This is a genomic window from Streptomyces sp. NPDC043878 (assembly GCF_056435735.1).
Genome location: NZ_JBWKDW010000002.1, coordinates 88,227 through 95,715, shown reverse-complemented (window position 1 = coordinate 95,715; position 7,489 = coordinate 88,227). Strand labels below are relative to the sequence as shown.

Annotated in this window: 5 protein-coding genes; 3 read left to right on the top strand and 2 right to left on the bottom strand. The window is 75.7% G+C overall.

The window, feature by feature from the left end; all coding sequences use genetic code 11:
- Positions 1-734: 734 nt before the first annotated feature.
- A complete protein-coding gene (locus tag AC07AZ_RS04085) occupies positions 735-1,319 on the bottom strand; it encodes an HhH-GPD-type base excision DNA repair protein (protein WP_478843581.1) in 585 nt (194 codons plus the stop codon).
- Between the two features lie 156 nt (positions 1,320-1,475).
- On the opposite strand from AC07AZ_RS04085, the gene AC07AZ_RS04080 reads away from it, so the two are divergent.
- From AC07AZ_RS04080 to AC07AZ_RS04070, 3 genes are all read left to right on the top strand, one after another.
- On the top strand, positions 1,476-3,578 hold the full coding sequence (locus AC07AZ_RS04080) for a penicillin acylase family protein (RefSeq protein ID WP_478843579.1): 2,103 nt from the start codon (positions 1,476-1,478) through the stop codon (positions 3,576-3,578).
- Positions 3,571-4,188, top strand: a complete 618-nt coding sequence (locus AC07AZ_RS04075; protein ID WP_478843577.1) for a GNAT family N-acetyltransferase — start codon at positions 3,571-3,573, stop codon at positions 4,186-4,188. Before AC07AZ_RS04080 ends, AC07AZ_RS04075 begins: the two co-directional genes overlap by 8 nt.
- A gap of 379 nt (positions 4,189-4,567) precedes the next feature.
- A complete protein-coding gene (locus tag AC07AZ_RS04070) occupies positions 4,568-6,466 on the top strand; it encodes a copper resistance CopC/CopD family protein (RefSeq protein ID WP_478844154.1) in 1,899 nt (632 codons plus the stop codon).
- Here AC07AZ_RS04070 and AC07AZ_RS04065 read toward each other — a convergent pair.
- Positions 6,408-7,346: a DUF72 domain-containing protein gene (locus tag AC07AZ_RS04065; RefSeq protein WP_478844152.1), complete on the bottom strand. Its 939-nt coding sequence runs from the start codon at positions 7,344-7,346 to the stop codon at positions 6,408-6,410. The two genes, AC07AZ_RS04070 and AC07AZ_RS04065, sit on opposite strands and share 59 nt — an antisense overlap.
- Positions 7,347-7,489: the final 143 nt, after the last annotated feature.

Here is a 7,489-nt window from a genome sequence, read left to right as displayed (position 1 = left end):
AGAAGAGAAAACAACCCCCCCCCCCCCCCCCCCCCCCCCCCCCCCCCCCCCCCCCCCCCCCCCCCCCCCCCCCCCCCCCCCCCCCCCCCCCCCCCCCCCCGGGGCGGAGGCGGGTGGCCGCCTCCGCCGGTGGCTCAGCGCTCCCCTTCCCGAGAGGGCCGCCGGGGGCGGGTCTGCTTCGGCTGCGGTTTCGGCGTACTGCGGGCGGCCTCCGCGCGCAGCGGGACGCGCAGGACCGCGTACGGGTCTGTGGGCATGACGGAATTTCCAGCGCGTCGCGTGTGTCCCGTGGGTGGGCTTTCCGACCTGGGGAGGCGAGCCGGTCAGCAGCGCGGGACCACGGAGCGGAGGAGGTTCGGCGCGTACGGCGGCGCGGGCTGCGCGTGATCATCCCCGGCGCCGGGCGCGGCAGGGGCCGGCGGCGTGGCGGTCGGGGACACGAGCGGCCGGTGGACGGCGCGGGCCGCCGGCCGCGGGCCGGTGTCCAGGACGCCGTGCCCGCCCGGGTCGCCCGGGGCCACGGCGTCGGCCTGCCCCACCGGCCCCCGGCGTGGGCGCCCGGCGCCGGCAGGACGAGCAGCAGCACGAGCACCCGCGGCCGGACCCGGCTGCGTGCGAAACCTCGTGCGGCGCCCATGGGGCTCATCTCCCCGGCGAGCCCCCGGTGTTCATCCGCCCGCGGGCGGGATCCGCCCGCACGGCGTACCCGGGGGCGGCGGTTGACGCGCCCGGCGTTACTTCCTGGCCGCCTTCGCCGCCGCCTTCATCTCCTGTTTGTGCGCCCGCACCTTGGCCAGCGACTCGGGACCGGTGATGTCGGCGACGGACCGGAAGGACCGGGCCTCGCCGTAGGCGCCCGCGGCCTCCCGCCAGCCCTTCGGCCGTACGCCGAGCTGCTTGCCCAGCAGGGCCAGGAAGATCTGCGCCTTCTGCGTGCCGAACCCGGGCAGCTCCTCCAGCCTGCGCAGCTGCTCGCGCCCGTCCTCGACGCCCTTCCAGACGAGTTCGGCGTTCCCGTCGTAGTGCTCGACGAGGTACTGGCAGAGCTGCTGGACGCGCTTGGCCATGGACCCGGGGTAGCGGTGCACGGCGGGCTTCTCGGACAGGAGCGAGGCGAAGGCGTCCGGGTCGTACGCGGCGATCTCGTGCGCGTCCAGGTCGTCGGTGCCCAGGCGTCCGGCGATGGTCGCGGGCCCCTTGAACGCCCACTCCATCGGGACCTGCTGGTCCAGCAGCATGCCGACCAGCGCGGCGAGCGGGGAGCGGCCGAGGAGCGCGTCGGCCTCGGGGTCCTGGGCGAGGTGAAGAGTGACGTCCATGCGTCGATGATCCCGCGCGCGGGGCGCGGTCGCGCGCCGGTACGCCCCGGCGCGTGCACCGGCGCCGCGCCCGTCCCGTACGCTTCCGTCCAGGTTAGGTGAGCCTAACCATCGGCGGTACCGCAGCAGCAGACGCGACGAGAGAAGGGCCGCAGGGTGACAGCCGAGATCCACCGCGACGCGTGGGGAATCCCGCACCTGCGGGCGGGCGGTGTCCGCGAACTCGCCCGCGCCCAGGGCCGCGTCACCGCCCTCGACCGCGGCTGGCAACTGGAGGTGGAGCGCCACCGGGCGCAGGGCACCTCGGCCGCCTTCCTCGGCACCGACGCCCTCCCCTGGGACCGTTTCGCGCGACGGGCCCGCCTCGACGACACCGCGCGACGCTGCTTCGCCGCCCTGGCGGAACAGGACCCGGAGACGGCGGACTGGATCCGCGCGTACACCGACGGCGTCAACGAGGGCCTGGCCGGCGGCGCGGCCCCCGAGTTCGCCCACCTGGACCTCGCCCCCGGCCGCTGGGAGCCCTGGACCCCCCTCGGCGTCTGGCTCGGCACGCACATCCTGTTCGCCGGCTTCCCGGCCAAACTCTGGCGCGAGCGGGCCGCCGAGCACCTGGGTGAGGAAGCCCTCGGCCTGTTCGCGGCCGACGGCCCCGCCACCGCGGGCAGCAACGGCTGGCTGGTGAGCGGTGAGCGGACCACCACCGGGCAGGCCCTCATCGCGGGAGATCCGCACCGCTTCATCGAGGACCCCGGGGTCTACCAGCAGATCCGCCTGTCCTGCCCGGAGTTCGACGTCGTCGGCCTCGCCGTCCCGGGCGTCCCGGGGATCGCCCACTTCGGCCACACCGGCACGGTCGCCTGGGCCATCACCAACGCGATGGCCGACTACCAGGACCTCTACCGCGAGCGGCTGCGGCGCACCGGCGCGGCCGTCGAGGCGCTCGGCCCCGACGGCCGCTGGCGGCGCGCCGCCCGGCACACGGAGACCGTGGAGGTGGCGGGCGAGGAGCCGGTGGAGGTCGAGGTGATCGAGACGGAGCGGGGCCCGGTGATCGCCGGCGGCCCCGAGGGCCTCGACGACGGCACCCCGGTCGCGCTCAGCCTCCGCTACCCGCCCCGCGTCACCGCGGACCTCGGCTTCGGCGCCCTGCTGCCGCTGCTGCGGGCCCGCCGGGTCGCCGACGTCGACCGTGCCTTCGACGCGTGGGCCGAACCCGTCAACGTGGTCCAGGCCGCCGACACCGAGGGCGGCCTGCTGCACCGGGTCGCGGGCCGGGTGCCGGTGCGCGCCGAGGCCAACGGCGTCCGGCCGGTGCCCGCCTGGGAGCCGGGCCACGCGTGGACGGGCTGGCATCCGATGCCGCGCGCCGGGCTGACCGACGGCGTCGCCGTGATGGCCAACCAGCGGGGCCCGGCCGGCCCCCTCGGCGTCGAGTTCGCCGCACCCCACCGCGCCGAACGGATCACCGCGCTGCTCGCCGGGAAGGACCGCTGGTCGGCCGGTGACATGCCGGCGATCCACACCGACACGCATCTCGCCTCCGCCGCACCCCTGCTGGACCACCTGGCCGCCCTCGACCGGCTGTCCCCGCAGGCCGCCGGTCTCCGGGAGTCCCTGCTGCGCTGGGACCGCCACATGGACGCCGGCAGCGCGGACGCGGCGGCCTACGCGGCGGTGCGCGGCGCGGTCGTACGCCGTCTCGCCGCGCACCCGGCGTTCGCCGCGCTGACCGCCCCGCCCGCCTACCCCGAGGTCCTCCTGCCCTGGCTCGCCCTCGTCCCGCGGATCGGCTTCGCCCTCGAACACCTGCTGCGCGCCGAGGAGTTGTACGGCGTCGACCGCACCGCCGCGGTCCGCGCCGCCGTGGAGGAGGTGGCCGCCGCACCGCCCGCCGGCACCTGGGGCGACACACACCGCCTGGTGCCGTGGCGGGCGCTCACCGGCCCGTCGTACGACACCTACCGCGCGCGCCACCCCCGCCCCGCGGCCGAGGAGCCGGCCCTGTCCGGCGACCACGACTGCGTGCTGTGCACCTCCGCCGTGCCCGGCCTGACCGACCTGGCCGCGCGCGGCCCCGCCGCCCGCTACGTCTGGGACCTGGCCCGCCGCGAGGACAGCCGGTGGGTGGTCCCCCTCGGCGCCTCCGGTCTGCCCGGCTCGCCCCACCACCGCGACCAGCTCTCCCTGTGGCTCCGGGGAGACCTCGCTCCCGTGGTCACCGACTGGAACCTGCTCACCAAGGAGACCGATGTCTGACCGCCGTCCGCACACCGCCGCCCGCGAACCCGTGCACGAGCGGTTCGCCGAGGGCTTCGGCGCCCAGCGCGTACTGCCCCTGGACCCCTGCGCCGACGCCGGGGTGGTCCACGCCTGGGTCAGCGAGGAGCGGGCCTCCTTCTGGGGCATGAACGGCCTGACCGCGGACGAGGTCGCGGAGATCTACGCGCACCTGGACACCCTCGACACCCACCACGCCTTCCTGCTGACCCAGGACGACGAGCCGGCCGGTCTCCTGCAGACCTACGAGCCGGAGGCCGACCGCGTCGGCGAGTGCTACGCCGTCCGGCCCGGGGACATCGGCGTCCATGTGCTGCTCGCGCCCGCCGCGCCGGACGGCCCGCGGAGCGGCTGGTCGTCGGCGCTGCTCACCACCATCGCGTCGTACGTGCTGCTGGGCCTGGACCGCACCCGGATCGTGGTCGACCCCGACACGCGCAACAAGAAGGCGATCGCCCGTTTCCTCAAGCAGGGCTTCGAGGCGGGACCCGCCGTCGTCCTGCCCGAGATCGACCTCCCGGACGTCCACCTGCCCGAGAAGCACGCCCAACTGGCCTTCCTCAGCCGGGAGGTAGCCTTCCCCGGGTGACCCCCGAAGACCTCGTCGCGCACTACGACCTGGAGCCCGTCCCGCGCGAGGGCGGCCGCTTCCGCCGCACCTGGGCAGGGCCCCCGGGATGGTGAGAGTTCCGTCCGGCGGTGACCGGGGTGGCGGGGGTCCGGCCGTGACCGGGGTGGGCAGGATCGCGTCCGGCCGCGTCGGGGCGGGTGGGCGAGCGTCCGGCCTGGCAGGGGCGGGTGACCAAGCGTCCGGCCGGGCCGGGGCGGGTGAGCAGCGGAGGGCTTCCGTCCGTACGTATTCCGGAGAGGCGAGCCGAAGACGGGAAAGCGACGTGCAGCGACGGCGGATCGAGGGACGGGACGATGCCCGACGAGAGAGCCGGGGACGACGCGGACTTCAAGGGATGGTGCTGCTGGGGGCCGTGCTGGTCCTGCTCTTCCTCGGCGGCGCCGCGCCCGCGTCGGCCCACGCCGCCCTCCGCGGCACCGACCCCGGGGACGGAACCGTACTCAAGTCGGCCCCCCGCTCCGTCACCCTGACCTTCACCGAGTCCGTCGGCCTGCTCGACGACTCCTTCCGCGTCCTGGACCCCGGCAACCGCCGGCTGCGCATCGGCGAGGCACAGCACGCGGAGGGCCGCGCCGACACCGCCCGCGTGCGCCTGCCCACGAAGCTGCCCGAGGGCACGTACGTGGTGGCCTGGCGCGTGGTGTCGGCGGACAGCCACCCGGTCTCCGGCGCCTTCACCTTCTCCGTGGGCAAGGCGTCCCCCACGGCGGCGAGCCTGGACACGGGCCCGTCCGAGGACCCGGCCACCACCGGCCTCTACAACATCGCCCGGTACCTGGCCTACCTCGCCGCGGCCCTGCTCATCGGCACCGCCGCCTTCGTGGCACTGTGCCGGCCCCCGGACCCGGCCCCCCTGCGCACCCCGCTGGTGGCGGGCTGGTGGACGCTGCTCGGCAGCACCCTCGTCCTGCTGGTGCTGCGCGCACCGTACGAGACGGGCACCGGCCCGGGAACGGCCTTCGACGCGTCCGCCCTCCGCCACACCCTCACCACCCGGCCGGGCGTGGTCCTGCTCGCCCGCCTGGCGCTGCTGCCCCTGGCGGCCCTCTTCCTGGTACGGCTGTCCCGGCACCGCGGGGCGGAACGCCGGCCCCGCCCGCTGCTGGCGGCGGGCGCCGTCCTGGCCGTGTGCCTGGCCCTGACCTGGGCGGCGGCGGAACACGCGTCGGCGGGCATCCAGGTACCGGTCGCCCTGACCTCCGCGGTCCTGCACGTGCTGGCGATGGCGGTGTGGCTGGGCGGCCTCACGGCCCTGCTGACGACGCTGTACCGCTCGTCGTCCGCTCCGGCCACCATGGTCACCCGTTTCTCCCGCCTGGCCTTCACCTCCGTGGCCGTCCTGGTCGGCACCGGCGTCTACCAGTCCTGGCGCGGCCTCGGCTCCTGGAACGCCTTCACCGACACGTCGTACGGCCGCCTCCTGACCGCCAAACTCGCCGCGGTCGTCCTGCTGTTGGCGGCGGCGGCCTGGTCCCGGCGGTGGACGGCACGGCTGGTGGCGGCGGAGACGCGGACCCAGCCCGAGCCCGAGCCTGGGGCCGGGTCTCGGTCCGAGGCGGCGGCGGAGCGGGTGCCGGAGACGGCGCCGGTGTCCGCGTCGGTGTCGGCAGCTTCCTCCTCTTCCTCGGTGCAGAAGCCGGTGACGGTGAAGGAGACGGCGACGGAGCCGGAGACCGTGACTGCGGAAGCGGGCAGGGACGCGGGCGGTGGCGCCGCCAGTGACACGGGCGGGGACACGGGCGGCGACGCGCACCGCCGGGGCCTGCGCCGTTCCGTCCTGGCCGAAGTGGCCGTAGGAGTGGCGGTGTTGGTGATCACGACCGTACTCACCGGCACGCTGCCCGGCCGCGCGGCGGCGGACGCGGCCGAGGCCGCGCCCGCGACCGGGGTGCCCGCCGCGTCCGTCACCACGATCCCGTTCGACGTCGGCGGTCCCGGCGGCCACGGCACGGTACAGATCACGCTCGACCCGGGCCGGGTGGGCGACAACTCCGTGCAGGCGGTGGTCTTCGGCGCCGACGGCGGCCTGGCGGCCGTCCCCGAACTCCGGCTCTCCTTCACCCTCGCCGCCCAGCAGATCGGCCCCCTGGACGCCAAGGTGACCGACAGGGGCGGCTATTGGGCCGCGAACGCCTTCACCCTGCCCATCGCCGGCGACTGGACCATGAAGGCGACGGTCAGGGTGTCGGACCTGGACCAGGTGAGCGTGACGCGGACGGTACGGATCGTCCGCTAGCCGGGCCCGGGAGCGCCTGGGACGTCTTCGGGGACAGCAGCCCGGCCATGGTCTCGGCGGCCCGGACGGCCGCGTCCCCGCAACAGTTGTTGAACAGGACGTGCACCTGACCGCGGGGCCCGACCCGCTCGGCGAGCGCCCGCACCCGCGGCACCCACTCGCGAAGTTCATCGGGCCGGTAGTCGTGCCGGAAACGGTCCTCCTTGCTGCCGGTGCCCCAGGCGGCGCTGCGTCCGTGGAACCGTACGACGGACAGCCGGGGAGAGGTGACGGGGGTGACGGGCGGCACCGAGGAGGGCAGCGTCTGCGCCATGTCGACGGCGACGGCGGCCAGCCCGTGCCCGGCCAGCAGCGCACAGGTCGCCTCCACCCGTTCCTCGCGCCACCAGTCGGGATGCCGGAACTCCACGGCGACGGGCCAGCCGGCGGTCCGGACCGCGCACTGCTCCAGGAACCTCTCGGCCCGTGTACCCGGCCGGAACCACGGCGGGAACTGGAACAGCACACTCCCCAGCCGCCCGGCCGCACGCAACGGTTCGATCCCGGCAGCGAACCGGTCCCACACCTCGTCCAGCACCGCGGGGTCACCGGCGTCGGCGGGCAGCCCGGCGGGGACGGCGGCGTCCCTGGTGGGATGTCCGGTGAGCAGCGAGAAGGCCTTCACGTCGAACACGAACCCGTCGGGCGTCCGCTCCACCCACAGACGGCTGTTGCGCTCGCTCGGCAGGGCGTAGTAACTCGCGTCCACCTCGACCACCGGAAACCGCTCGGCGTAGTAGCGCAACCGCCCCTCGGCGTCCCGCCGCCCCGCCGGATACCACCCACTCCCGACCAGCGCCCGATCGGTCCACGAACACGTCCCCACCAGAATCCCGCCCAACACAGCACCCATGCGCAGCGGTTACCCATCCGAGGGCCGCGCTCACGACGGCGACCGCCCCACCGCGGCCGACCCGCACGGCGGGATGCCGGAATCCGTCCCGCCGGGCGGACGTCGTCCCCGACGTGTCCGGCGCGTACAGA

Bases quoted from the DNA above. Each gene is read 5' to 3' on its own strand.
- AC07AZ_RS04085 (WP_478843581.1), bottom strand. From the start codon at position 1,319: ATGGACGTCACTCTTCACCTCGCCCAGGACCCCGAGGCCGACGCGCTC.
- AC07AZ_RS04075 (WP_478843577.1), top strand. From the start codon at position 3,571: ATGTCTGACCGCCGTCCGCACACCGCCGCCCGCGAACCCGTGCACGAG.